Origin of the sequence: Neisseria sp. (assembly GCF_030530745.1) — a bacterium.
GTDB lineage: Bacteria > Pseudomonadota > Gammaproteobacteria > Burkholderiales > Neisseriaceae > Neisseria.
In genome coordinates this window covers 1-23,559 of the sequence record NZ_JAUMUI010000020.1, presented here as the reverse complement: position 1 = coordinate 23,559, position 23,559 = coordinate 1, and the positions used below count along the sequence as shown (strand labels likewise).

Here is a 23,559-nt window from a genome sequence, read left to right as displayed (position 1 = left end):
TTCAGACGGCCTTTCGTGCATTACCGAAAGGCCGTCTGAATATCAAATACGAACACAGGAAACAATAAAGGAAGCATTATGGCCGTTATCATCAAAACTGCCGAAGAAATCGAAAAAATGCGCGAATTGGGCCGCCTGGCCGCCGAAGCACTCGACTATATCGGCCAATTCGTCAAACCCGGCGTAACCACCAACGAGCTGGACAAACTGATTCACGACTACCATACCGAAGTACAGGGCGGCTACCCCGCACCGCTCAACTACGGCAACCCGCCCTACCCCAAATCATGCTGCACCTCGGTCAACCACGTTATCTGCCACGGCATCCCAGACGACAAGCCTTTGAAAAACGGCGATATTCTCAATATTGATGTTACCATTAAAAAAGACGGCTTCCATGGCGATTCCAGCCGCATGTTTGCTGTGGGCAAAATCAGCCCGCATGCCCAACGCCTGATCGACGTTACCCACCAATCTATGATGGCCGGCATCGAAGCCGTCAGGCCCGGCGCCACGCTGGGCGACATCGGCCACGCCTGCCAGCAGGTTGCCGAAAACGCAGGTTATTCGGTGGTTCAGGAATTCTGCGGCCACGGCATCGGCCGCGGCTTTCACGAAGAACCGCAAATCCTGCATTACGGCCGCAAAGGACAAGGTTTGGTGTTGCAGCCGGGCATGATTTTTACGGTAGAGCCGATGATTAATCAAGGCAAACGCCACCTGCGCATTTTGGCCGACGGCTGGACGGTCGTTACCAAAGACCGGTCTCTTTCCGCCCAATGGGAACACGAAGTTTTGGTTACCGAAACGGGGTATGAAATCCTCACAATCAGCCCCCAAACAGGTAAACCTTGATTTCGTTACGTTTTTTTATGTAAATTATTTTCCGGACAGGATCTTTACTAAAAAACACAACCCATTGTTTTAAAAAGATAATAAAAACAACATATCACGTTTATCGCGTTTTTTTACCGCTTGATAGAAAATCCGATTAAACTTATCCTAATTTTGCTGTCTAAGCATTTATACTTATTCCGAATATAATATACCCGTTTGAGATATTATTATTGAATAAGTAACTGCCAGATTGAGCTTTACAACAAAAGAAGGGAATTTCATGAAGTCGTTCGAGAAAATCGAAAATATCCGCGATATCCGCAAAAAACTCGGTTTAAACCAAATGGACTTTTGGAGCCGCATCGGCGTTACCCAGTCCGGCGGTTCCCGTTATGAATCGGGCCGTAACATGCCCAAGCCCGTGCGCGAATTGCTGCGTTTGGTGCATATCGAAAAAATCGACTTGGCCAAAGTAAACCGCGATGATCTCGCGATTGCTTCGCTGCTGAAAAGCCGCCAGCCGGATTTATATGCCTCTTTGAAAAAAGAAGCCAAAGCCGAAGCGAAAAACAAATGAGCCGAGAAAATAAAACTGCCCGTTAGCGCCGGCCGGCCTAACGGGCAGTTTCATGGCCGTCTGAAACGCCTTTTATAGGTTTCAGACGGCCTTTGCGTTATAATTCCACAATTTTACAAACTTAACGCCGCATTCAAAGAAACATCATGCTAAACAAATACAACCCCGCCGAAATCGAAGCCAAACATTACCGCAACTGGGAAGAAAAAGGCTGCTTCCGGCCAGATTTTTCCCGTTCCGAATCCTTTGCCATCCAACTGCCGCCGCCTAACGTTACCGGCACGCTGCATATGGGGCACGCCTTCAACCAAACCATTATGGACGGCCTCACCCGCTACTACCGCATGAAAGGCCGCAACACCTGCTGGATTCCCGGCACCGACCACGCCGGTATCGCCACCCAGATTGTGGTGGAGCGCCAACTGGCCGGGCAGGGCATTTCGCGCCATGAGCTCGGCCGTGAAAAATTCCTCGAAAAAGTATGGGAATGGAAAGAACAGTCCGGCGGCACCATCACCGAACAAATGCGCCGTATGGGTTGTTCGGCCGACTGGAGCCGCGAATATTTCACCATGGACGACGTGCGCGCTCCGATTGTTGCCGAAGTGTTCGTACGCCTGTTCGAGCAGGGGCTGATCTATCGCGGCAAACGCTTGGTGAACTGGGATCCGGTATTGGGCACGGCAGTATCCGATTTGGAAGTGGAAAGTGTGGAAGAGCAAGGCTCGATGTGGCACATCCGTTATCCGATTGCCGAGAGGCCGTCTGAAAGCGTGATTGTGGCCACCACCCGCCCCGAAACCTTGTTGGGCGACGTGGCCGTGGCCGTACACCCCGCAGACGAGCGCTACGCCCACTTAATCGGCAAAGAGCTGGTGCTGCCGCTCACCGGCCGCACCATCCCCGTGATTGCCGACGAATATGTGGAAAAAGATTTCGGCACCGGCTGCGTGAAAATCACCCCCGCGCACGACTTCAACGATTATGAAGTCGGCAAACGCCACGACACCCGCTTGATCAATGTATTTGATTTGGAAGCCAAAGTATTGGCCGATGCCGAAGTGTTCAACTACAAAGGCGAAGCGCAAGCGGGTTTCAGGCTGCCTGAAGCCTATGCCGGCCTCGACCGCTTCGCCGCGCGCAAACAAATCGTGGCCGACTTGGAAGCGCAAAACCTGCTGGCCGAAGTGAAGCCGCACACGCTGATGACGCCGAAAGGCGACCGCACCGGCTCGGTGATTGAGCCCATGCTCACCAGCCAATGGTTTGTGGCCATGAGTGCCGTGCCCAAGGGCGGCGAACCCGAATCCGAATTCAAAGGCATGAGCCTGGCACAAAAAGCCAAACACGCGGTGGACAGCGGCGCGGTGAAGTTTATCCCCGAAAACTGGGTCAACACCTACAACCAATGGATGAACAATATCCAAGACTGGTGCATCTCGCGCCAACTGTGGTGGGGGCATCAGATTCCCGCTTGGTATGATTCAGACGGCAAGGTGTACGTTGCCCGTAACCAAGAAGAAGCCGAAAAGCTGGCGGGTAAAAGCGGTTTGACCCGCGACGAAGACGTGCTCGACACTTGGTTCTCCTCCGCCCTCGTGCCCTTCTCCACTTTGGGCTGGCCGTCTGAAACGCCCGAATTGAAAGCTTTCCTGCCCAGCAGCGTGCTGGTTACCGGCTACGAAATCATCTTCTTCTGGGTGGCGCGCATGATTATGATGACTACCCACTTCACCGGCCAAGTGCCGTTTAAAGACGTGTATATCCACGGCATGGTGCGCGACCACGAAGGCAAGAAAATGTCGAAATCGGAAGGTAATGTGATTGATCCGGTAGACTTAATCGACGGCATCGACTTGGAAAGCCTGCTGGTGAAACGCACCACGGGCCTGCGCCGCCCCGAAAAAGCGCCGCAAGTGAAAAAAGCCACCGAAAAGCTGTTCCCCGAAGGCATTCCCGTGTTCGGCACCGACGCGCTGCGCTTCACCATGGCCAGCTACGCCAGCCTCGGCCGCAGCATCAATTTCGACTTCAAACGCGCCGAAGGCTACCGCAATTTCTGCAACAAATTGTGGAACGCCACCAACTTCGTGCTGATGAACACCGAAAACCAGGATTGCGGCTTAGACGAAAGCGCTCCGCGCGCTTATACCTTTGTCGACCAATGGATTATCGGCCGTTTGCAGCAGGTGGAAGCCGAAGTGGCCACCGCGTTCGACACCTACCGCTTCGACCTCGCCGCGCAAACGCTGTATGAATTCGTGTGGAACGAATATTGCGACTGGTATATCGAGCTGGCGAAAGTGCAAATCCAAACCGGCTGTCCCGCCACCCAGCGCACCACCCGAGCCACCCTGTTGCGCGTTTTGGAAGTGATTTTGCGCCTGCTGCACCCGATTATCCCGTTTATCACCGAAGAATTGTGGCAAACCGTCGCCCCGATGTGCGGCAGAAAAACCGCCGACAGCATCATGCTGGCCCCCTTCCCCAAAGCCCAACCCGAAAAAATCGTGCCCTCCGCTTTTGAAAAAATGAGCGTACTGCAAGGTTTGGTGGAGTCAGTGCGCAACCTGCGCGGCGAAATGGGCTTGGGCCCCGGCGTGAAGGCGCCGCTGTTGGTCGAAGGCGGCCAAGAGCTGGCCGACATGCTGAAATACCTGCCGGCGCTCACCCGCCTCACCGAAGCCAAGCCGGTCGACAAACTGCCCGAAGGCGAAGACGCACCGGTTGCCGTGTGCCAGGCCGCCCGCAACGCCCGCCTGATGCTGAAAGTGGAAATCGACAAAGCCGTCGAAACCGCCCGCCTGAACAAGGAAGCGGAAAAACTGCAAAAGGCTTTAGACAAACTTACCGCCAAACTGGCCAAACCCGGCTACACCGAAAAAGCCCCCGCTCACCTGGTGGAAAAAGATAAAGCCGAACTGGCCGATTTGCAGGACAAAATGGCCAAGGTGGAAGCACAATTAGCGAAACTGAAAAGCTGAATCCTTTTCAGAAACCATCATTCGGGCCGTCTGAAAATATAGAGGAACCACTATATCCGACTAAACCTTGTCCGGCTTGGCGTTTATTTTCCTCCCGTTTTTTCAGACGGCCTTGCTTCCGCACAGCAAGTGCAACACCGGCACGGTTATCCGCCTGCAATGCACAGAAATCAGTATCCAAACAATTAAACCAAACAGACAAGATATGCCTTACATGGGGCGTAATAAGGCCGTCTGAAAGCTTGACTTTCAGACGGCCTTTTATGTCAAAACAGTTTTAATGCCGGCGGTTAACCGCTCAACCTTCCACTTTCACTTCCACACGGCGGCCTTCGGCATCATTGCCCTGCGCGCCGATAGTGCTTTCAGGCTCACGCAGAACGATATTGGCAGCATCCACGCCCTGTGCTTCAAAGAAAGCTTTCACTGCATCGGCACGTTTTTTCGACAATTTTTCGTTTGCCGCCGCACTGCCGGTGCTGTCGGTAAAGCCGCTGACCACCAGTTTTTTACCTTCTTTACCGGCTGCAATCACTTCGGCCACCACAGTTTCGGCACCTTCGGCCACTTCGGCTTTGGCAGTGGCAAAATAGAATTTGGCCACACCGTCTTCATAGCTCACATGGGCGTTGTTGGGGTTGATTGCAGGGGCTGAAGCCTCTGAGGCGGCAGATGCCGAAGCTTCGGAAGCTGATACTTCAGAGGGGGCAGAAGCTTCGGAATCTGATACTGCGGAAGGCTCGGACGGCATCACGGCAGACACGGCCGCATCTTCCGCCCCGGAAGCCTCTTCAGCGGCAACGGGTGCCGAAGCTTCGCCGGATGCGGCCGAGCCGCCGCTTTGGCCGCTCTGGGTGCCGCAGCTCTTATAGGCAAACAAAGCCAGCAGTGCGGCAATTACCAAGGCAATCCATTTGCCCAAACCCGAACCCTTGCCTGCGGCGGCAGTTGCTGCAGCCGCACCGCCTGCCGCGGCGGATGCGGCTTGGCCGATACCGCCGGTCAGACCGCTCAGGCTGCCGAACAGGCCGCTCAGGCTGCTGATGCCCAAAGCCGAAAGCATGCCGCCGCCCAATGCGCCGGACAGCCAGTTTTGCTGCTGGCCGAGCAGTCCCAGCAACTGGCCTTGGCTGAGGTTGTCGCCCTGTACCTTACCGCGCAAAACCGACAACACCAACGGCAGCGACAGCGACAGCAGCGAGCCGGCAGCCGCCTTCGACACACCGCTTTCCTGTGCAATTTGGTCGGACACATCGGCTGCATTGCCGCCCAGCAGTTCGGGCAGTTTGGCCTTACCCCAGCCGATCAGGCCTTCCAAGCCGCTGCCGCCTTCTTCAGCCTGTGCCACAGCATTATTCAGCTGGCTGCCCGCACTGCCTTTAATCAGTTCAAACAAGCCGGCAGCATTGCTTGGGTTACCGCCTACATGCTTCAGCAAACCCGCCACAACGGCCGGAACCGCCAAGCCTGCGGCTTTGGTGCTGTTTTCGGCGCTTTCGCCGTTTTGAGTTAAAAAACGACCCAAAACGCCGCCCAACTGGTTTTGCAGCAAACTGCCCAAATCAAAAGACATTACTCACTCCTTAAAAAATTGAGATGGTGTGGAAAAAATTTGCACCCGCCGTTTTGCAGGCAATACTGCCTTTAGAAATTTACACTTCTTAACCCTAACTCAACCCCTGCAAAAACGGATTGTGCCGTTTTTCGTGGCCGACGGTAGTGGTTCTGCCGTGCCCCGCAACCACCGTTGTGTGTTCGGGCAATACCAGCAGTTTGCCTGCAATATTGCGGATTAAATCGGCATGGTTTCCGCGTGGGAAATCGGTTCTGCCGATTGTTTCATAGAACAAGACATCGCCCGCGATTAATAATTCCGCATCTTTACAATAAAACACAATATGCCCGGGCGTGTGGCCGGGAATGTGCAGCACTTCGAACGTGTGGTTTCCCACCGCCGGCGTGTCTCCTTCCTGCAGCCAGCGCGACGGTTCGAACGGGGGCGAAACGGGAAAACCGTATTGCGCCGTTACCTGCGGCAGCTGTTCCAACAGAAAGCTGTCTTCTTCATGCGGCCCCAACACCGGCACCTCATGCTGCGAAAGCAGCTCCACCACTCCGCCCGCATGATCCAAGTGGCCGTGTGTCAGCCAAACGGCTGTCAACTTCAGGCCGCGTTTGGCAACTTCCTCCAGTACAAACGGCACATCGCCGCCCACATCGGTAAGCACGGCCTCTCCGGTTTCACCGTCCCAGAGCAGCGTGCAGTTCTGCCTGAACGGCGTTACCGCAATTATTTCATAGTGCAGGGTCATAAACTTCCTTTATTTTTCAGACGGTATGTAATAATATTTATAGTTACAAACAACACAGGGAAAACAAAATGAAAAGCATCATACTCTCTTGCGCCTTACTTTTCACGCCGGCCTTACCGGCAGCTGCATCCGGTTTGCTGCTCGCCAAAGAATACCGCGCACAAAACATCTCCGGCTGGGCGATGAGCGAAAAACTCGACGGCGTGCGCGCCTATTGGAACGGCAGGCAGCTCGTCAGCCGTCAAGGCTATCCGTTCACCCCGCCCGCAGGCTACCTCGACCATTTCCCGCCCTACCCCGTCGACGGCGAACTGTTCAGCCGGCGCGGGCAGTTCGAACAGATTTCTGCCGCCGTACGCACCACATCGGGCAACTGGCAAAATATCAAACTGCACGTGTTCGACGTACCTCAGGCTCCCGGCAACCTCTACCAACGCCTGGCCGTGCTCGAAAAATGGCTGCGCCGCCACCCGCAGGCACCGATTGAAATCATCAAACAGATACCGGTAAAAGACAACGCACACGCACAGGCGTTTTTAAAACAAATAGAAGCCAAAGGCGGTGAAGGCGTTATGCTGCGCCACCCCGAAATGCCCTACCGGAGCGGCCGCAGCGACTATCTGCTGAAACTGAAAAGCCTGCACGATGCCGAATGCACCGTTACCCGCCATTATGAAGGAAAAGGCAAATACGCAGGAAAACTCGGCGCACTCGGCTGCAAAAACCAACACGGCGAATTCAAAATCGGCAGCGGCTTGAAAGACAGCGACCGCGCCGACCCGCCCGCCGTCGGCAGCACCATAACCTACCGCCACCGCGGCTTCACTCAAAAGGGCACGCCCAGGTTCGCCACCTTTTTGCGGGTAAGGAACGATCTGCCGCCCAAGCCCTGAAACAGTTTCCCGGTGTCGGGCAGCAGCACCGAAAGATTCCGAATGCAGGCAGAATCTGTTGCAAAACCGGTGTAACAAGCAAAACCCGGGCTGAAAAATCCTTTACATACCCGGCCGTCTGAAACAGCGATATTCAAATGTTTCAGACGGCCGGGTATTTTTACAGAAGCTTCAATATGGTCTTTTTACATTTCCGCATTGAACTTTAAATGATAATTATTGTCTTTATTTTATTTAAAACAAAATCTGTTTTAAAAAATATTCAGACGGCCTCTGAATTTTATTTCCGCTTTTTCTATTTTCCATCGAGGTTCAAGCATGTTTCCCAAACCCAACTCCGCTCTATCCGCCCTTGCCGCATCCCTGTTATTGGCCGCAGCTTCCGCTTTTTCCGCACCGGTTGAAATCACCGACGTCAACGAACGCAAGGTAACGGTCGACCTGCCCGTGAAGCGGGCTGTGCTTGGTTTTTATTATCAGGACTATATGGCCGTCGGCGGCAAAGATGCGCTGGACAATGTAGTGGGCTTTTCCAAAGCCGTCTGGTCGGACTGGGCGCCGGCAAGCTGGGAAGCGTTCAGCAAAGCCGTGCCCAAACTCAATGAGCTGGCCGATGTGGGCGAAGTGGAAGTGGGCACGTTTTCGGTTGAGAAAGTGCTTTCGCTGAAACCCGACCTGCTGCTGTTGGCCGACTGGCAGTATCAGGCGCTGGGATCGGATTTGGACAGAATCGAAAAAGCGGGCATACCGGTAGTAGTGGTCGACTACAACGCACAAACGGTGGAAAAACATATGAAATCCACCGAAATCATCGGCACGCTGACCGGCCGGAAAGAGCAGGCGGCCAAACTATCGGCAGAATATAAGGCCGTTGCCGACGATATTCGAAACCGTATTTCTAAGGCCGGCCTGCCCAAACCCAAGGTTTATGTGGAGTTCGGCGACAAAGGGCCGGAAGAACACAGCTTCACTTTCGGCAAGGCGATGTGGGGGCCGATGATCGATCTGGCCGGCGGCGAAAATATTGCCGCTTCTTCGGTGGAGTTTTACGCCCCTATCAACCCGGAGCAGGTGCTGGCGGCCAAGCCCGATGTGATTGTGGTTACCGGCCGCGAAACCGAGCTGGGGAAAAACCCGACGGCCATGGTGATGGGCTGGGGCGTTCCCCGCGCAGAAGCCGAAACCCGCCTGGCCGGTTTTGCCAAACGCGCAGGCTGGGATGCATTGCCCGCCGTTCGGAACCAACGCCTCTACGGTGCCTACCATGCCAATTCGCGTACGCTTTCAGACGGCGCATCGCTGCAGTTTATGGCCAAAGCCGTGTATCCGCAGCTTTTCGGCGACTTGAACCCCGATAAAACCTATCAGGATTTCTACCGCAATTATCTGCCGGTGGTGCCCGAGGGCACGTTTTATATTCAGGAAGGCTGTAAAGATTTGAACTGCACGACCGATAATGCAGATAAAAGCGGCAGTCAGGAAACGTCTTCCGAGTCTTGGTGGGGCCGCTTAATAGCCTGGTTCAAATCACTGTTCGGTTAAACACAGGCGTTTTAAACGGCTTTTAAAGCCCGTTCGGCCTAAGGCCGTCTGAAACCCCATTTCCTATCCCTGCCGATTGTTCCGCACACACAAACCGATGACAAATTCCGCCTCAGACACGCAGTCCGCCGTTGCCGACATTGTAAAAAGCCAGCGCGCCCTCGAGCGCAAACGCTGGCTGGTTGTGGCTTTTTTTCTAACGGTCAGCCTTGCCGGACTGGTGTTCGACATTGCCACCGGTCCGTCTATGCTGCCGGTTTCCGAAGTGGTGAAATCGCTGCTGAATATGGAAAGCGCCGATGCCATGAGCAAGGTTATCGTTTACGACCTGCGCCTGCCGATGGCACTGATGGCGCTGGTGGTGGGGGCTGCGCTGGGTGTGGGCGGTGCGGAAATCCAAACGCTGCTCAACAATCCCATGGCAAGCCCTTATACGCTGGGTCTGGCGGCGGCGGCAGGGTTGGGGGCATCGGTGGTGATCGCATTCGGCGGTTTCGGCCTGCCTGCCGCCCTGACCGTGCCCGTCGGGGCGTTTGCCATGACCATGCTGGCTTCGGCGGTGCTGTTTCTTTTTGCCTCGATGCGCCGTTTCAATTCAGCCATGCTGGTGCTGGTGGGGATTGCCCTGCTGTTTCTGTTCCAATCGCTGCTCTCGCTGATTCAGTTTGTTTCCGCACCGGAAATCTCACAGCAGATTATGTTCTGGCTGTTCGGCAGCCTCACCAAAGCCACTTGGGAAACACTGGCTGTAACCACGGCGGTAACGGCGGTATGCGTGTCGCTGCTGGCCAAAGACGTATGGAAACTCACCGCCCTGCGGCTGGGTGAGGAGCGCGCCGCCGGCCTGGGCATCAACCTGCAGCGGCTGCGCATCCAAACGCTGGTGCTGGTGGCGGTGATGACGGCAACGGCTATCAGTTTCGTGGGCATCATCGGCTTTATCGGGCTGGTGGCACCGCATGTGGCGCGGCTCCTGCTCGGCGAAGACCAGCGTTTTTTCCTGCCGGGATCCATGCTGGCAGGAGCGGCGTTTTTGTCGGTGGCCTCAGTGCTCTCCAAAGTAATTATCCCCGGCGCGCTTTTCCCCGTGGGCATCGTTACCTCGTTTGTAGGCGTGCCGTTTTTCTTTTGGATTGTACTGACCAAAAAATAAAACCCTGTTTTCAGACGGCCCGAGGGCTGTCGGTAATTGACCCTGCAAGGCCGTCTGAAAACCTTAATAAGGAAATCACCATGAAAACCGCACTCAAATTTTTTGCCGCCGCCGTGCTGCTTGCTGCCGCATTTTCCGCCCATGCCGGAATAAAAACCCTCACCGACGTGCGCGGCCGCGAAGTGAAACTCGACGTGCCCGCCAAACGCGTAGTACTGGGCTTTTACTACCCCGACTACATCGCCGCAACCGGTGCAGAAAACTTCAAAAACGTAGTCGGCATTTCGCGCGAATTTTGGGAAAAATTCAACCCGGGAAGCTGGACGCTTTACCGTGAAAAAATCCCCTCGCTGCAAAATATCGGCGACATCGGCAACATCAACACCGGCACGTTTTCGTTTGAAAAAACGCTGGCGATGAAGCCCGACGTGGTGGTTTTGGCCGATTGGCAATATGAAACCCTAGCCGGCGAAATGCCGCGCTTCGATCAGGCAGGCATCCCCGTGCTGGTGGTTGACTTCAACGCGCAAACGGTTGAACGCCACACCGCCAGCACCAAGCTCTTCGGAGAAATCGCAGGCACGCCCGAACGCGCCGAAGCAGTAGCCGGCGAATACGCACAGGGCATTGCCGATATTGAAAAACGCGTGGCCGCCGCCAAACAGGCCAAACCGAAAATCTACATCGAATTCGGCGACAAAGGACCGGCCGAACACAGCTACACGTTCGGCAGCAACATGTGGGGCGCGATTGCCGCAATGGCAGGAGGAAACAATATCGCCGCGCCGTTTGTCAAAGACTGGGGGCCGGCCAACCCCGAACAGGTTCTGGCCGCCAAGCCCGATGTAGTGGTTATTTCCGGAACCGAAACAGGGCTGGAACAACCCGAAGCGATGGCAATGGGCATCGGTGTAGAGGCCGAAGAGGCCGGGCGGCGGCTGGCAGGCTTCACCCGCCGTGCAGGCTGGCAGGATCTGCCTGCCGTAAAAAACCGGCGCGTCTACGGCATCTACCACACCGCCTCGCGCTCGCTTTCCGACTTAGCCTCTGCACAATTTATCGCCAAAGCCCTCTACCCTGATGCCTTTGCCGACATCGATCCCGAAAAAAACTACCTCGACTTTCACCGCAAATACCTGCCCGTTACCCCTAAAGGCACGTTTTTCATCCGCTTGGGCTGCGAAACGCCCGCAGAATGCCCCGGCAACGGTGCGGCACAAACACAAGCGGCCGCCTCTCCTGACAGCTGGTGGAAAACATGGCTGGAGCGGGTGAAGGCTTGGTTTGCCGGATGGTTTTAAAGGCCGCCCGAACATGCTGAAACTGGCAAACCTCACCGTCAAGCGCGGCACAGCCACCGTGGCCGACCGCATCAACCTCACGCTGGAGCAGGGCAGAGTCTATACCGTGCTCGGCCCCAACGGTGCCGGCAAATCGTCGCTGCTTAAAACCGTGTTCGGCGACATCCCCTACGGCGGCCGTATCAGCTACGGCAGCGAGGTTTTAAACAGAACGCGCGTATCGGGCTGGCGCAAACGCATCGGCTACATGCCGCAGGACACCGCCGTCGAAGCCTCGCTGACCGCGCTTGAGGTGGTGCTGCTCGGCCGCACGGACGCGCTGCATATGCACATCGGCGACGAACTGATAGCGGAGGCTGCCGGAATCATGCAGCGGCTGGGCATCGCCCGCCTCGCCCACCGCGACGTGATGCGCCTGAGCGGCGGCCAGCGCCAATTGGTGATGTTTGCCCAGGTTTTGATGCGCAACCCCGAAATCCTGATGCTCGACGAACCGGTGAGCGCGCTCGATATGTACCACCAGCTCAACCTGCTCGAACATGTATGCCGCCACACCCGCGAAAAAGGCCTGATTACGCTGATGGTATTGCACGATTTAAGCCTGGCCGCCCAATTTTCAGACGGCCTGATTCTTTTGGGCAACGGCAAAGTTCAGGGGCAGGGCGCACCTGCCGAAGTATTGCAGGCAGAAACCTTGAGCCGCCTCTACCGTGTGAATGTGGAACTGCTCTACGACAGCAGGGGTGCCCCCGTTATCCGTCCCGTTCGGGAGGCCGTCTGAAACCCGTTTGCCCGCCCGATATTACAATGCAGAAAGAAAGGCATAATGATGAGAAAATACCTCCTACTCTTGCTTCTGACCGCCGCAGGCTGCACACCGGACACCACGCACGAGGTCAAAATGCTCGACAACGGCCAAGACGGCGGCATGGTGTTCGAACCGGGTTTTTTAAAAGTGCAGCCCGGCGACACCGTTACATTCAAGCCCGTGAATAAAGGACATTGGGTACAGAGCAAAGCCGTTCCTGAAGGCGCCGAAGAATTTTTATCGCAAGAAAACCAAGAATTCACAATCAAATTCGACAAAGAAGGCGTGTATGTCTACACCTGCCCGCCGCACCGCATGATGAACATGAGCGGCATCATCCAAGTGGGCGCTGCAACCAACAAGGCGCAGGCGCAGGCTGCCGCCGACGAGCTGGACAACCGCTCCATGCAAAACAAAGGCCGTCTGAAAAAATATATGCAGATGGTGGAATAACTGCCTTATGCTCACCATTACCACCTGCCGCACCTGGCCCGATCCGCCGCTTTCCCTGCAGGAACTTGCCCGCCTGCTGCAGGAGCGGCACGGTATTTCCGTAAAATCCGATATCTGGCAGAACCGCCCGGCGGCACCGTTTGTCCTGCCCCTGTGCGCATGGGATTATGCCGCCGAACCGCAGGCATTTGCGGCATGGCTGCAAGAGGCCGAAAAGGCAGGCAGCCGCTTTGCCAATCCGCCCGCCCTGATGCGTTGGAATATGCACAAAAGCTACCTGCCCGGCTTGGCCGCAGCAGGCACGGCCGTGATTCCCACCGCCATCCTGCCTGCAGAAGCGCGGCTTATTGTGCAGACGATGCGGCAAAACGGCTGGCATGAAGCGGTATTGAAACCCGCCGTCGGCCAAAGCGGGCGGCATGTGGTGCGCATCCGTGCCGGCCGGCCGCTGCCCGATCTGCATCCCTATAGGCAGGGCGCAGTGCTACAGCCTTTTATCAGATCCGTAGAAAATAAAGGGGAAATTTCCTTGGTGTTTTTCAACGGCCGTTTCAGCCACGCCGTATGCAGGCAGCCTGCTGCAAACGAATGGCGCGCCAATTCTGCCTATGGAGCAACCGTTTTTCCCGCCGCCCCGCCCGATTATGCTTTGGCCGCCGCCGCCCGAACTTTATCCGCCCTGCCTGAAATTCCCGTTTATGCCCGTGTAGACGGCATACCTGCCGAAGGGCGCTTTCTGCTCGGCGAGCTCGAACTAATCGAGCCTACACTGTATCTGGACACCGCCCCGGGTGCCGCAGAGCGTTTTGCCGGAGTCTTGGCTGATTGGATACATCAAAAAGAAACAGCCCCCGGATAACGGGGGCTGCTTGGCCGGTAAAGCGGTTTTTGAAGCAAAAAGCGCGGCAGGGTTAAACATCTTGCAGGCACTTTAATACCGCAGAACGGGGGATTCCGGCTCAAAATACCGCTGTTACGTTGTGTCTGCGGGGCTTAGGGTTTGCCGCGCAGACTGGCATCCCACGCTTCAAAAGCGGCTTGAAACACAGCTTCCAAAGCGGCGCGGTTTTCCGCGTTGTCGGCAACATGATAAAAGCTGCCGAGCGCGGGGGTGTTCATGGTGCGCACATAGTCTTCCATAAACGCGCCGTAGCCGTCTTCTTCATCGTCGTAATAAAAATCGGTGAAACGTTGGCCGAATTCGTTGAAATCGTCGCGCGTGAGTGCGCCGTCCATATGGCGGCGAAGAAATTCGGCACCGCTGATGCCGCCTTCGAGCATGGTGGCGAAATCGGCGGCGGTTTCGGGCGCGCTCTGCCAAACGGGGTTGGTCAGGCGCTGGGATGCCGCCCACGCCCAATACATGCCGATATGGGTGGCCGCATTTTCCGGCGGCAGGCCGGCGGGGTAGTTTTCGTCGGTGTGGAACTGCACGTGGTCATACATGGTGTCTGCATCCTCGGTGTTCCGCCTTCTTTCAGACGGCCTTATTTTTCAGAAAAAACCTGCCTGTATGTTTCAACACACAGGACGACACATAAAGCGCCGCCCTACGTGTTGCCCTGATTGGAAAGGGGTTACACTCCTACCCGATAAACCCAAATTCTACCGCCATAAATGGCGGAGTCTCAACCGAAAAGAAAACTTGATGAAACAGGCCGTCTGAAAACCTGCCGGTTTCGCCGTACAGGACATTTCAGACAGCCTGAAGCGTGATTAAACAGGCGCGCTCAGCGCTCTTGCGGCTGCCTGCGGTTGAACTCTTCCAAGGTTTCCAAACCGCGGAGAAAGCGCGACAGCTCGCTTAGCGCACCCTCATACACATCCCGTTTGAAATCGATTACCTCATCTATCGGCGCCCAATACTGGTGCCAGCGCCAGCCGTCGAACTCGGGGTGGCTGGTGGCGCGCAGGTGAACGTCGCTTTCGCGGCCGATAAGGCGCAGCAGATACCATATCTGCTTTTGGCCGCGGTAAGAGCCCCGCCATTCGCGGCGCACCCAATGCGAAGGCACGTCGTAGCGCAGCCAGTCGCGCGTACGGCCCAGAATTTTCACATGATGCGGCAGCAGGCCCACTTCTTCCAGAAGTTCGCGGTACATTGCGGTTTCCGGGCTCTCCCCGGGCTTGATTCCGCCTTGAGGAAACTGCCACGAATGTTCGCGCACCCTCTTGCCCCAGAAAACCTCGTTGCGGTCGTTGGTTAAGATAATACCGACGTTGGGGCGATATCCTTCACGGTCGAGCATCATTCGCCCTTTGCATAAAATCCAATCGGATGATTTTCCCATAAATGCAGGGGCTTTGACAAATCCGCCACGGTGAGCGCGGCGGCTGCGGCACTGTGTGAAAAAATTTTTTGTTTATGATGAAACGCCTATCTGGAAAATGTTAAAAAATGTTGGTTTTTACGCGCTAAGGTATTGCATCAGAAAGGCTTTTGCCGTTTAATCCGCACTACGCCGGCCCGCCGGTGCCCGCTGTATCCGGCAATATGCCGTTTTACATATTTCTCTATTTTTTTGTACCGCGCAAACGGTACGTTTTTTTGAAGGATAACAAGATGAAAAAAACTTTATTGTTTTCTGCGCTGGCAAGCCTGTTTCTGGCCGCCTGCGGCGGATCGGGCGGCTCCGGCACCCAACAGGCGGGCGACACACCGGCGGGCGGCGCGCAGCAGGCTTCTGCCGCAGGCACGGCCAAACTAAACATCTACAACTGGTCGGACTATGTCGATCCTGCCACCGTTACCGAATTTGAAAAAGCCAACGGCGTAAAAGTGCGCTACGACTATTACGACAGCAACGAAACGCTTGAAGCCAAGGTGTTGACCGGCAGATCGGGTTACGATTTGGTCGCCCCCTCTATTGCCAACGTGGGCCGCCAGATTAAAGCCGGCGCCTATCAGGAAATCGACAAAAACCTGATTCCCAACTATGTCAACCTCGATCCCGACCTGATGGCGATGATGGATAAAGTCGATCCCGGCAACAAATACGCCGTGCCCTACTTCTGGGGCATCAACACGCTGGCCGTCAACAAAGACCAAGTGAAAAAAGCGCTCGGCACCGACCGGCTGCCCGCCAACGAATGGGATTTGGTGTTCAACCCCGAATATACCGCCAAACTGAAATCGTGCGGCATCAGCTTCTTCGACAGCCCCACCGAGCAGATTCCGCTGGCACTGAACTATCTGGGCAAAGACCCGAACAGCGAAAACGCCGACGACTTGAAAGCCGCAATCGAGCTGATGAAAAAAGTGCGCCCCGACGTTAAACGCTTCAGCTCCTCCGGCTATATCGACGATATGGCGGCCGGCAACCTGTGTGTATCCGTGGGCTACGGCGGCGACCTCAACATTGCCAAAAACCGCGCCAAAGACGCGAAAAACGGCGTGAACATTGAAGTGCTCACCCCGAAAACCGGCGTGGGCATATGGATCGATTCGTTTATGATTCCGAAAGACGCGCAAAACGTTGTGAACGCCCACAAATACATCAACCACTCGCTCGACCCGAAAGCGGCGGCGCAAAACGGCAACTTCGTTACCTACGCCCCCGCCAGCAAACCGGCGCGCGAACTGATGGAAAAACAATATTCCGACGACAACTCCATCTTCCCCGGCGAAGAAGTGAAAGCCAAGAGCTTCGTGGTGCTGCCCAAGTCGGCCGACGCCGTCAAACTGAGCGTGCGCCTGTGGCAGGGTTTGAAAGCCAACAAATAATCACAAAGGCCGTCTGAAAAACCGGATCACCGCATTGCAGACACGGTGCTCCGGTTTTTTTCAGACGGCCTCAAACCCCACCATACCGTCCAACCATCCGACCCATATCCGAACGAATATTTTTCACGCAAACACCGCACATTACCGCTTGATTTAAAAACATCATGCCGCATAATCTAGGGAATGCGGTCAGAAGGCGTTGCGGCGGTATTTTTGGTTAAAATCCGCATCTGCTGCGTTAAAAATGCTCGCAAGGTGTTCAACCTTGCTGCGCTTTTTGCCTTGCATCTGCGGATTTTTCCTCAAAAAACCGCTCCGCAAGCCTTCTGACTGCACTCCCTAGGGCATACTGAAAACCAAAAGGCCGCACCATGTTAAGCAGCAAACAACGCAAAAAACTGAGTTTTGAATTTTTCCCCACCCGCACACCCGAAGGCCGCGCCAAACAAGTGATTACGCGCAAGCAGCTGAGCCAGTTCGACCCCGAATTCTTTTCCTGCACCTCCGGCGCGGGCGGTTCCACCAAAGAAGGCACCATGCAGGCGATTCAAGATATCTTGAGCGAAGGCGTGGCCGCCGCCCCCCACCTGCCCTGCGTGGGCATGCAGCCGCAGGAAATCATCAACCTGCTCAACGAATACAAATCCCTCGGTGTGCGCCACATCGTCGCCCTGCGCGGCGACATCCCCTCCGGCATGGGCGCAGGGCTGGGCGGCCTGCGTTATGCCAACGAACTGGTTTCATTGATTAAAACCGAGTTCGGCAGCGATTTCCACATCGAGGTAGCCGCCTACCCCGAATACCACCCGCAGGCGCGCAGCGCGGAAGACGATTTGAACAACTTCGTGCGCAAAGCCAAAGCCGGCGCCGATTCGGCCATCACCCAATATTTTTACAACGCCGACGCCTATTTCCGCTTCGTGGACGATGTGCACGGGCGCGGCGTGGACATCCCGATTATCCCCGGCATCATGCCGATTGCCAGCTTTTCCAAACTGGCGCGTTTTTCCGACACCTGCGGTGCCGAAATCCCCCGCTGGCTGCGGCTGAAGCTGCAATCGTATGCCGACGACACCGCCTCCATCAAAGCGCTGGCGCTCGACGTGGTAACCGACATGTGCGAACGCCTGCTGCGCGAAGGCGCGCCCAGCCTGCATTTCTACACCCTCAACCAAGCCGGTTTGGTTTCGACGATCTGCCAGCGTTTAGGTTACTGATGTGCACCGGCCGGCAAGGCACGCCGGCCGTAAATCCGTTAAAATACCGCCTTTTACTTTTCAGACGGCCTGATGATTATGTTGGTATTGGGAATAGAATCTTCGTGCGACGAAACCGGCGTTGCGCTTTACGACACCGAACGCGGCCTGCTCGCACACCGCCTGCACACGCAGATGGCGATGCACGCCGAATACGGCGGCGTGGTGCCCGAGCTGGCCAGCCGCGACCATATCCGCCGCTTGGTGCCGCTCACCCAAAGCTGCCTGCGGGAAGCAGGCGCAGACTACGCCGACATCGACGCGGTGGCGTTCACGCAGGGGCCGGGTTTGGGCGGCGCGCTGCTGGCCGGCTCGGGCTACGCCAACGCGCTGGCGTTTGCGCTCGGCAAACCCGTGGTGCCGGTGCACCATCTCGAAGGCCACCTGCTCTCGCCGCTTCTGGCCGACGACAAACCCGCCTTTCCGTTTGTGGCACTGCTGGTTTCCGGCGGGCATACGCAGTTTATGGCGGTGCGGGGTATCGGCGACTACACGCTCTTGGGCGAAAGCGTTGACGATGCGGCAGGCGAAGCCTTCGACAAAACCGCCAAACTGCTCGGCCTGCCCTATCCGGGCGGCGCCAAACTGTCGCAGCTGGCCAAACTCGGCTCGCCCGATGCGTTTGAATTTCCGCGCCCTATGCTGCATTCGCCCGACTTGCAGATGAGTTTTTCCGGCCTGAAAACCGCCGTGTTAACCGCCGTGCAGAAAGTGCGCGCGGAAAACGGCGGCGAAATCCCCGAGCAAACCCGCAACGACATCTGCCGCGCGTTTCAAGACGCAGTAGTGGACGTGCTGGCGGCCAAGTCGCAAAAAGCCCTGCTCGACACGGGTTACCGCACTCTGGTGGTAGCCGGCGGCGTGGGCGCCAACTGGAAGCTGCGCGAAACCCTGCTATCGCTCACCGTGCAGCCGCCGTACGCCAAAGGCCGCGCCAAACCGCCCGCCGAAGCGGTGAACGTGTATTTTCCGCCGATGGAATACTGCACCGACAACGGCGCCATGATCGCCTTTGCCGGCGCCATGCGCCTGCAAAACGCGCAGGCGGCGGGCAGCTTCGATGTAAAACCGCGCTGGCCGCTGGCGGATATTGTAAAAAACTGACATGTTGGAAAAAAGTCGGGGCACCGACACTTTTATGCCAACCAACTTTTATTTTTGCTGTCCCCCTGTTCCTCCGACTGCAACCACTCTTCCGCCTGTGTTTCCACAGCATAATCTTCATTGGCCCAAGCACCCAAATCAACCAGTTTGCAGCGTCTGCTGCAAAACGGCCGGAAAACATTACCGGCAGACCATTCGGTTAATGTGCGGCAAGTCGGGCATTTCACCCACATAGTTTTTTCTGTCATACAATCCTCTGCAAATTAAGATACAGTGGTTTAAATTTAAAAGAGGACAGCATTGCCCTGCCTTAGCTCAAAGAGAACGGTTTTGTAAGCCGCTGAAGCGGCAATAGAACCGGTTCCGTACTATCTGTACCACCTGCAGCTTCACCGCCTTGTCCTCTTTTAAATTTAAGCCACTATAATTCTGCGCCTTCAAGCTTCACCCCCCTATCCGACAAGCAGATATTCGGATAAAGATAGTAGATAGTTCCCCATTTAAAGACAATTAATTCAAAATCTATTCCAATTTATCCCGCATAATCCCGCAAAGCCACTCAAACACCCGCTTCACCCTTGGATGCACCACATTTTGATTGGGGCGGTAAACATAGCAAACCCATTGTTTGCGTTTTAGTTTGGGGAAAATTTCAATCAGTTCGCCACGTTGCAAATAAGGACGGCACATCAATCTTGGCAGACACGCAAAAGTATGCCCGCCCAACACCGCAATCAGTTCATTCTCCATTGAACGGCTGATAAGCTTGGGACTGCTTGGCACAAACTGATATTGATCGGACAAATACCATGCCCACGCCCGCCCCGTATTCGGGTTGAGCAATGCCGAAAGCGGATAGTTCCGTTGCAAATCCTGCCAGTCTTTCGGCATGCCGAGCCGTTCGATCAATTTCGGGCCTGCCACAATGCAATCATCTGCCGTACCGATTTTTTTCACAATCAGACGGCTGTCTTCGGGCGTGCCGAAACGGATGCCGACATTGATTTGTTTATCCACCACGTCCTGCAAGCCCAAATCCGCCTGCCAGTCAATCACAAGCTCCGGAAAATCCCGTGTTTTTTCAAGCAATTCTGCCAACACTTCCGACATCAGCGGCATATCGGGCACGGCAATACGGACAACGCCCGCAATGCGCGTGTTATCTTCCCTTTTACCATACTCAAACAGAGCGTCCGCATCCTTAACCACCGCAATGGCTTTGGGCAAAAAAGCCTGCCCGAAATCACTTAATTTGACTTGCCTTGTACTTCTTTGAAACAAGGTTTCGCCCAGATCTTTTTCCAGTTCGCTGATCATACGGGTGATAACTTGCGGGGAAACCGCCAAACGGTTGGCGGTTTCTTTAAAATGCAGGGTTTCGGCAAGACTGATGAAAACTTTCAGACTTTCTAATCGGTTCATTTTACAAGGCTGTTGGGGTGGAAACTTGACGGAATGATAGCATATTATTCTGATATTACGAATAATAAATTCCAAAATTAGGAATTTTATTTTTAATAATATTCGCTTATAATCTCATCATTGAATTGAACGTGCGAGTAACACGAAATGAAAAATACCGTCATCGTTTCCGGACACCCCGACTTGTCTGAATCTACTGCCAACCGACTGATTTTAAAAGAAGTCAAAAACGCCATGCCCAATGTACAAATCCGTGATTTGGGCAAACTCTATCCCGATTTCAATATCAATGTGGCGGACGAACAAAACGCACTCGCCAATGCCGATATTATCGTTTGGCAGTTTCCGTTTTATTGGTACGCCATGCCGGCTTTGATGAAAAAATGGATTGACGATGTACATACTTATGGCTTTGCTTATGGTAGCACGGGCAACAAATTGCACGGCAAACCCCTAATTGTTTCCCTAACCGCAGGCGGAGACGAAACCGGATACAGCAAAGGCGGACACGAAGGGCGGGAAATCGGCGATTTCTTCCATCAATTTGAAGCCACTGCCCATTTGTGCGGAATGGATTTCAAGCCCGTGATTTATTCTTATGAAATGCACTATATTGACGGTGTGGGCAGTGCCGATGATTTAGCAAGAGTGCAAAACAGTGCCAAAGCCCATGCCGAGAAATTGGTAAAGGCATTATCTTCACTTTAACCCAAATTGTTAAACCCAGTGTATCACTGTTTCCAACCACAACTCTCAAATAAGGAAAACTTTATGGCCCGCATATCAAAAGAACGTTTGGCAAAAGCCTTGGAGCAGGAAAAAACCATCTCCGCCGAAGACTTGGCAAAAGTCAAAGGCTTGGCGGAAAGCATGGCAAAACCGATTCGCAGTTTTATTTTTAAAACGCCTGATGAAGAAGGCATGAGCTTTACCACCCACACCATTCCTTCCGATGACGGCGTGCCTTTGGAAGCGTGGTACATTCCCGCCAAAGAAAAAAGCGACAAGCTGGTGATTTTCAACCACGCACTGCCGATGTGTCGTGCGGGCTTCCCCGGTCATTTCGGTATGCCGTGGGCGGGCTTCGATGCGGTGGAAATCGATTTTGTGATCCAATACAAACACCTGACCGATGCAGGCTACAACGTCTTAACCTACGATTTCCGCAACCACGGCAACAGCGGTGCAGCAAATAATGGTGTGGCGGGCGTGGGCAATTTTGAATGGCGCGACTGCGTGGGCGTGAAAAAGTGGGTAAACGGGCACCCCGAGCTTTCCAAAATGAAAGTGGCGTTGTACAGCCAATGTTTGGGCGCGGACAGCCAATACCGTGCGATGTTGGAACGTCCCGAATTATTTGAAAATGTGAAATGTATGGTCAATCCACTCGTCGTGAATATGCCGTTTATTTTTGATGCATTCTCGGAACTTTACGGCATCAACCAATATCAGGAGCTCATTGATTTGGAGCTGATTAAATTGGGTGGTTTTACTGCCGAAGAAATGCAGGCGGCCAATTGGGCTTCTGCCGTGAAAGTACCGACTTTCGTAATGCAGGTGAAAAACGACGAATGGACACGCCAACCGCACGACGGCATGAAAACCTTTGATGCACTGGTGAACGCCCCCGAAAAAGAAATCTTCTGGCTGGACAGTACCAAGCGTTTCCGAGACGGTTATAATTGGTTCGGTAAAGAGCCGAAGATGATTTTGGATTTTCTGGCGAAATATATGGGTTGATTTTCATAACCCGGTTAGACAATAAAAACAGCCTGAAAGTGAAAAACCGCTTTCAGGCGGCTTTGTGAAATAGCACGCAGTTTATCGGAACTTCTACCGACCCCGCCCAAGCCGAAACAAAGGAGAAAATATGATGAAATTCTGCATGCTTCTTACCACACTGACACTGAGTGCCTGCAGTACTTCTATTTCAAATTCAGGCCCGGCTTCAGCCGTCCCAGACAATGCCCTACACAAAGTCTGGCAGGTTCTCCAAATCAACCAAACCCCGCCTCCGACCAAGCTGTCGGTTGAATTTCGTCGCGACGGCTCGTTTTCCACACACGGCGGTTGCAACCGCCTGTTTACCGGCTACACTCAAAACGGCAACCGTTTAAAGTTTGACAGTGCCATGTCCACCCTGATGGCCTGTGCCGCCGACAGCCGGCTGATGGAAACCGATGATTTGGCAGGCGAGGCCGTCCAACACACCCGCAGTTACCGCATTCAAAACAACCGTTTGGAATTGCTGGATGAAAACGGCCACGTGCTGTTGCAGGCAGAGTAAGGCAAGCGGGGCTTTTTAAAACCCTGGATGTAGGAAAAGCTAGCGTTGTTTACAGTATTTGAAAGACAATACTGCATGAACATCCATAAAAATACCCGGCTAACTCCGCATAACCGCCAGGCCATTTGGCGCGCTTATACACAAGACAAAATCAGTGTAACTTCGTTGGCACAACAATACCGTGTCAGCAGAGTAACGATTTACCGCATACTCAAAGCAGCCCGGTTGCGGCTACTCACCCCGCAAAAAAGCACCAACAACCGCTTTAAACAAGCCAAATACGGCATGAAACGCCTGGCTAAAGTTGAGCGGGAAATCGAAGAGAAACTCAAAAAACAGGCAAAGCGTTACAACAAATCCTATCCCGGCGAAATGGTTCATTTCGATACCAAACGGCTGCCTTTGCTACAAAACCAAAAAGCAACCGACCCTCGGGATTATCTGTTTGTTGCCATTGATGATTTTTCCCGCGAGCTGTATGCTGCAATATTGCCGGACCGTACAGCAGCCAGCGCAGCCAAATTTCTTTTGCGCGATGTGATAGATTGTTGTCCCTATACCATCGAATGCGCCTATTCCGACAACGGTGTGGAATATCGTGGCAATGCGGGGAACCCGTTTGGCATTGCCTGTGTGCAAAACAACATAAGCCAAAAATTCACCCGTGTTGCCCGGCCGCAAACCAATGGTAAAGCCGAGCGGGTTATCCGTACCTTAATGGAAATGTGGCATGACAAGCATCCGTTTAAGGATTCGGCCCACCGGCAAAAAGAGTTATGTCGTTTTGCTAACTTTTATAACACCGTCAAGCCCCACAAGAGCCTGAAAGGCGACACCCCTTTTGAGGTTTTACAGGCCGAGACCTTTGCAAAAATCCCAAAACTCCTCTAAATTCCCCCTAACGGA

General features: G+C 54.4%; 24 protein-coding genes. 17 read left to right on the top strand and 7 right to left on the bottom strand.

Annotated features, from left to right (window positions below):
- The first annotated feature begins 75 nt into the window (after positions 1 to 75).
- From map to Q3970_RS08010, 3 genes are all read left to right on the top strand, one after another.
- A complete protein-coding gene (gene map, locus Q3970_RS08020; RefSeq protein ID WP_303100066.1) occupies positions 76 to 855 on the top strand; it encodes a type I methionyl aminopeptidase in 780 nt (259 codons plus the stop codon).
- Positions 856 to 1,117: 262 nt separating this feature from the next.
- Positions 1,118 to 1,414 (top strand): DNA-binding transcriptional regulator, encoded by a 297-nt coding sequence (locus tag Q3970_RS08015; protein ID WP_054599660.1) that lies wholly within the window; start codon positions 1,118 to 1,120, stop codon positions 1,412 to 1,414.
- A gap of 146 nt (positions 1,415 to 1,560) precedes the next feature.
- A complete protein-coding gene (locus tag Q3970_RS08010) occupies positions 1,561 to 4,398 on the top strand; it encodes a valine--tRNA ligase (protein ID WP_303100053.1) in 2,838 nt (945 codons plus the stop codon).
- Positions 4,399 to 4,405: 7 nt separating this feature from the next.
- Here the strand turns inward: Q3970_RS08010 and Q3970_RS08005 are convergent, their stop codons facing one another.
- The 3 genes from Q3970_RS08005 to Q3970_RS07995 all read right to left on the bottom strand — a co-directional run bounded on the left by Q3970_RS08005 (position 4,406) and on the right by Q3970_RS07995 (position 6,710).
- Complete coding sequence (locus tag Q3970_RS08005) at positions 4,406 to 4,600, bottom strand: hypothetical protein (protein ID WP_303100052.1); 195 nt, start codon at positions 4,598 to 4,600, stop codon at positions 4,406 to 4,408.
- 96 nt (positions 4,601 to 4,696) lie between these two features.
- Positions 4,697 to 5,971, bottom strand: a complete 1,275-nt coding sequence (locus Q3970_RS08000; RefSeq protein WP_303100051.1) for an OmpA family protein — start codon at positions 5,969 to 5,971, stop codon at positions 4,697 to 4,699.
- A gap of 94 nt (positions 5,972 to 6,065) precedes the next feature.
- On the bottom strand, positions 6,066 to 6,710 hold the full coding sequence (locus Q3970_RS07995; RefSeq protein WP_303100050.1) for an MBL fold metallo-hydrolase: 645 nt from the start codon (positions 6,708 to 6,710) through the stop codon (positions 6,066 to 6,068).
- Positions 6,711 to 6,778: 68 nt separating this feature from the next.
- On the opposite strand from Q3970_RS07995, the gene Q3970_RS07990 reads away from it, so the two are divergent.
- From Q3970_RS07990 to Q3970_RS07960, 7 genes are all read left to right on the top strand, one after another.
- A complete protein-coding gene (locus tag Q3970_RS07990) occupies positions 6,779 to 7,603 on the top strand; it encodes a DNA ligase (RefSeq protein WP_303100049.1) in 825 nt (274 codons plus the stop codon).
- A gap of 318 nt (positions 7,604 to 7,921) precedes the next feature.
- Complete coding sequence (locus Q3970_RS07985; protein WP_303100048.1) at positions 7,922 to 9,145, top strand: ABC transporter substrate-binding protein; 1,224 nt, start codon at positions 7,922 to 7,924, stop codon at positions 9,143 to 9,145.
- A 97-nt stretch (positions 9,146 to 9,242) separates the two neighbouring features.
- Positions 9,243 to 10,298 (top strand): iron ABC transporter permease, encoded by a 1,056-nt coding sequence (locus Q3970_RS07980; protein ID WP_303100047.1) that lies wholly within the window; start codon positions 9,243 to 9,245, stop codon positions 10,296 to 10,298.
- Positions 10,299 to 10,378: 80 nt separating this feature from the next.
- Positions 10,379 to 11,599 (top strand): ABC transporter substrate-binding protein, encoded by a 1,221-nt coding sequence (locus Q3970_RS07975; RefSeq protein ID WP_303100046.1) that lies wholly within the window; start codon positions 10,379 to 10,381, stop codon positions 11,597 to 11,599.
- Between the two features lie 13 nt (positions 11,600 to 11,612).
- Positions 11,613 to 12,380 (top strand): ABC transporter ATP-binding protein, encoded by a 768-nt coding sequence (locus tag Q3970_RS07970; RefSeq protein ID WP_303100045.1) that lies wholly within the window; start codon positions 11,613 to 11,615, stop codon positions 12,378 to 12,380.
- Positions 12,381 to 12,428: 48 nt separating this feature from the next.
- On the top strand, positions 12,429 to 12,860 hold the full coding sequence (locus Q3970_RS07965; RefSeq protein ID WP_303100065.1) for a pseudoazurin: 432 nt from the start codon (positions 12,429 to 12,431) through the stop codon (positions 12,858 to 12,860).
- A 7-nt stretch (positions 12,861 to 12,867) separates the two neighbouring features.
- Positions 12,868 to 13,719 carry a RimK family alpha-L-glutamate ligase gene (locus tag Q3970_RS07960; RefSeq protein ID WP_303100044.1) on the top strand — a complete coding sequence of 284 codons (852 nt, stop codon included), beginning with the start codon at positions 12,868 to 12,870 and terminating at the stop codon, positions 13,717 to 13,719.
- A 134-nt stretch (positions 13,720 to 13,853) separates the two neighbouring features.
- Here the strand turns inward: Q3970_RS07960 and Q3970_RS07955 are convergent, their stop codons facing one another.
- Positions 13,854 to 14,306, bottom strand: coding sequence for a cell surface protein (locus Q3970_RS07955; protein ID WP_303100043.1), 453 nt, complete (start codon positions 14,304 to 14,306; stop codon positions 13,854 to 13,856).
- A gap of 284 nt (positions 14,307 to 14,590) precedes the next feature.
- Positions 14,591 to 15,109 (bottom strand): RNA pyrophosphohydrolase, encoded by a 519-nt coding sequence (locus tag Q3970_RS07950; protein WP_303100064.1) that lies wholly within the window; start codon positions 15,107 to 15,109, stop codon positions 14,591 to 14,593.
- Between the two features lie 314 nt (positions 15,110 to 15,423).
- On the opposite strand from Q3970_RS07950, the gene Q3970_RS07945 reads away from it, so the two are divergent.
- The 3 genes from Q3970_RS07945 (at position 15,424) to tsaD (ending at position 18,944) form a co-directional block, all read left to right on the top strand.
- Positions 15,424 to 16,584: a polyamine ABC transporter substrate-binding protein gene (locus Q3970_RS07945; protein WP_303100042.1), complete on the top strand. Its 1,161-nt coding sequence runs from the start codon at positions 15,424 to 15,426 to the stop codon at positions 16,582 to 16,584.
- 371 nt (positions 16,585 to 16,955) lie between these two features.
- The gene (gene metF / locus Q3970_RS07940; protein ID WP_085365094.1) at positions 16,956 to 17,801 is read left to right on the top strand and encodes a methylenetetrahydrofolate reductase [NAD(P)H]; all 846 of its coding nucleotides are present in this window, start codon (positions 16,956 to 16,958) and stop codon (positions 17,799 to 17,801) included.
- A 78-nt stretch (positions 17,802 to 17,879) separates the two neighbouring features.
- Positions 17,880 to 18,944 carry a tRNA (adenosine(37)-N6)-threonylcarbamoyltransferase complex transferase subunit TsaD gene (tsaD, locus tag Q3970_RS07935; RefSeq protein WP_303100063.1) on the top strand — a complete coding sequence of 355 codons (1,065 nt, stop codon included), beginning with the start codon at positions 17,880 to 17,882 and terminating at the stop codon, positions 18,942 to 18,944.
- A gap of 32 nt (positions 18,945 to 18,976) precedes the next feature.
- Here the strand turns inward: tsaD and Q3970_RS07930 are convergent, their stop codons facing one another.
- Together Q3970_RS07930 and Q3970_RS07925 are read right to left on the bottom strand one after the other, a co-directional pair.
- Positions 18,977 to 19,192 carry a DNA gyrase inhibitor YacG gene (locus Q3970_RS07930; RefSeq protein WP_303100041.1) on the bottom strand — a complete coding sequence of 72 codons (216 nt, stop codon included), beginning with the start codon at positions 19,190 to 19,192 and terminating at the stop codon, positions 18,977 to 18,979.
- Positions 19,193 to 19,466: 274 nt separating this feature from the next.
- A complete protein-coding gene (locus Q3970_RS07925; RefSeq protein WP_303100040.1) occupies positions 19,467 to 20,366 on the bottom strand; it encodes a LysR family transcriptional regulator in 900 nt (299 codons plus the stop codon).
- Positions 20,367 to 20,513: 147 nt separating this feature from the next.
- Here Q3970_RS07925 and Q3970_RS07920 point away from each other — a divergent pair, with 147 nt between their 5' ends.
- The 4 genes from Q3970_RS07920 (at position 20,514) to Q3970_RS07905 (ending at position 23,544) form a co-directional block, all read left to right on the top strand.
- Positions 20,514 to 21,074, top strand: a complete 561-nt coding sequence (locus Q3970_RS07920) for an NAD(P)H-dependent oxidoreductase (RefSeq protein ID WP_303100039.1) — start codon at positions 20,514 to 20,516, stop codon at positions 21,072 to 21,074.
- Between the two features lie 63 nt (positions 21,075 to 21,137).
- On the top strand, positions 21,138 to 22,106 hold the full coding sequence (locus Q3970_RS07915) for a S9 family peptidase (RefSeq protein ID WP_303100038.1): 969 nt from the start codon (positions 21,138 to 21,140) through the stop codon (positions 22,104 to 22,106).
- Between the two features lie 130 nt (positions 22,107 to 22,236).
- Positions 22,237 to 22,653, top strand: a complete 417-nt coding sequence (locus Q3970_RS07910) for an META domain-containing protein (protein WP_303100037.1) — start codon at positions 22,237 to 22,239, stop codon at positions 22,651 to 22,653.
- 75 nt (positions 22,654 to 22,728) lie between these two features.
- A complete protein-coding gene (locus tag Q3970_RS07905) occupies positions 22,729 to 23,544 on the top strand; it encodes an integrase core domain-containing protein (RefSeq protein WP_303100036.1) in 816 nt (271 codons plus the stop codon).
- Positions 23,545 to 23,559 lie beyond the last annotated feature (15 nt).

Excerpts from the sequence above, each read along its gene's own strand:
- Q3970_RS08000 (WP_303100051.1), bottom strand. The coding sequence starts at position 5,971 with ATGTCTTTTGATTTGGGCAGTTTGCTGCAAAACCAGTTGGGCGGCGTT.
- Q3970_RS07970 (WP_303100045.1), top strand. The coding sequence starts at position 11,613 with ATGCTGAAACTGGCAAACCTCACCGTCAAGCGCGGCACAGCCACCGTG.
- Q3970_RS07995 (WP_303100050.1), bottom strand. The coding sequence starts at position 6,710 with ATGACCCTGCACTATGAAATAATTGCGGTAACGCCGTTCAGGCAGAAC.
- Q3970_RS07910 (WP_303100037.1), top strand. The coding sequence starts at position 22,237 with ATGATGAAATTCTGCATGCTTCTTACCACACTGACACTGAGTGCCTGC.
- Q3970_RS07955 (WP_303100043.1), bottom strand. The coding sequence starts at position 14,306 with ATGTATGACCACGTGCAGTTCCACACCGACGAAAACTACCCCGCCGGC.
- Q3970_RS07905 (WP_303100036.1), top strand. The coding sequence starts at position 22,729 with ATGAACATCCATAAAAATACCCGGCTAACTCCGCATAACCGCCAGGCC.
- Q3970_RS08010 (WP_303100053.1), top strand. The coding sequence starts at position 1,561 with ATGCTAAACAAATACAACCCCGCCGAAATCGAAGCCAAACATTACCGC.
- Q3970_RS07925 (WP_303100040.1), bottom strand. The coding sequence starts at position 20,366 with ATGAACCGATTAGAAAGTCTGAAAGTTTTCATCAGTCTTGCCGAAACC.
- Q3970_RS07965 (WP_303100065.1), top strand. The coding sequence starts at position 12,429 with ATGAGAAAATACCTCCTACTCTTGCTTCTGACCGCCGCAGGCTGCACA.
- Q3970_RS07950 (WP_303100064.1), bottom strand. The coding sequence starts at position 15,109 with ATGCTCGACCGTGAAGGATATCGCCCCAACGTCGGTATTATCTTAACC.
- Q3970_RS07975 (WP_303100046.1), top strand. The coding sequence starts at position 10,379 with ATGAAAACCGCACTCAAATTTTTTGCCGCCGCCGTGCTGCTTGCTGCC.
- Q3970_RS07990 (WP_303100049.1), top strand. The coding sequence starts at position 6,779 with ATGAAAAGCATCATACTCTCTTGCGCCTTACTTTTCACGCCGGCCTTA.
- Q3970_RS07930 (WP_303100041.1), bottom strand. The coding sequence starts at position 19,192 with ATGACAGAAAAAACTATGTGGGTGAAATGCCCGACTTGCCGCACATTA.
- Q3970_RS07985 (WP_303100048.1), top strand. The coding sequence starts at position 7,922 with ATGTTTCCCAAACCCAACTCCGCTCTATCCGCCCTTGCCGCATCCCTG.
- Q3970_RS08015 (WP_054599660.1), top strand. The coding sequence starts at position 1,118 with ATGAAGTCGTTCGAGAAAATCGAAAATATCCGCGATATCCGCAAAAAA.
- tsaD (WP_303100063.1), top strand. The coding sequence starts at position 17,880 with ATGTTGGTATTGGGAATAGAATCTTCGTGCGACGAAACCGGCGTTGCG.
- Q3970_RS07945 (WP_303100042.1), top strand. The coding sequence starts at position 15,424 with ATGAAAAAAACTTTATTGTTTTCTGCGCTGGCAAGCCTGTTTCTGGCC.
- Q3970_RS07980 (WP_303100047.1), top strand. The coding sequence starts at position 9,243 with ATGACAAATTCCGCCTCAGACACGCAGTCCGCCGTTGCCGACATTGTA.
- metF (WP_085365094.1), top strand. The coding sequence starts at position 16,956 with ATGTTAAGCAGCAAACAACGCAAAAAACTGAGTTTTGAATTTTTCCCC.
- Q3970_RS07960 (WP_303100044.1), top strand. The coding sequence starts at position 12,868 with ATGCTCACCATTACCACCTGCCGCACCTGGCCCGATCCGCCGCTTTCC.
- Q3970_RS07915 (WP_303100038.1), top strand. The coding sequence starts at position 21,138 with ATGGCCCGCATATCAAAAGAACGTTTGGCAAAAGCCTTGGAGCAGGAA.
- Q3970_RS07920 (WP_303100039.1), top strand. The coding sequence starts at position 20,514 with ATGAAAAATACCGTCATCGTTTCCGGACACCCCGACTTGTCTGAATCT.